This window comes from Anaerococcus sp. HMSC068A02, assembly GCF_001811125.1.
Classification (GTDB): Bacteria; Bacillota; Clostridia; order Tissierellales; family Peptoniphilaceae; genus Anaerococcus; species Anaerococcus vaginalis_C.
In genome coordinates this window covers 1-536 of the sequence record NZ_KV803763.1, presented here as the reverse complement: position 1 = coordinate 536, position 536 = coordinate 1, and the positions used below count along the sequence as shown (strand labels likewise).

Here is a 536-nt window from a genome sequence, read left to right as displayed (position 1 = left end):
CAACCATTCCTAATGCCAGTAGAAGACGTAATGACAATCTCAGGAAGAGGAACAGTAGCAACAGGAAGAGTAGAAAGAGGAACCCTAAAACTAGGCGGAACAGTAGAAATCGTAGGGCTAACAGACAAAACAAGAGAAGTAGTAGTAACAGGAATCGAAATGTTCCACAAATCCCTAGAAACAACAGAATCAGGAGACAACTGTGCATTACTACTAAGAGGAGTACAAAGAAACGAAATCCAAAGAGGACAAGTAATAGCAGCACCAGGCTCAGTACACCCACACACAGAATTCGAAGGACAAGTATACGTACTAACAAAAGAAGAAGGCGGAAGACATACCCCATTCTTCTCAGGCTATAGACCACAATTCTTCTTCAGAACAACAGACGTAACAGGAGACATCCAACTAGAAGAAGGAACAGAAATGGTAATGCCAGGAGACAACGCAACATTCAAAATCAAATTACAAAAACCAATCGCTCTAGAAGAAGGATTAAGATTCGCAGTAAGAGAAGGTGGAAGAACAGTTGCATC

1 protein-coding gene is annotated in these 536 nt (G+C 41.4%); it reads left to right on the top strand.

What is annotated here, in order from left to right; translation table 11 throughout:
* The coding region (locus HMPREF2782_RS06295; RefSeq protein WP_261668729.1) for an EF-Tu C-terminal domain-related protein at positions 1-536 on the top strand (536 nt) is incomplete at both ends.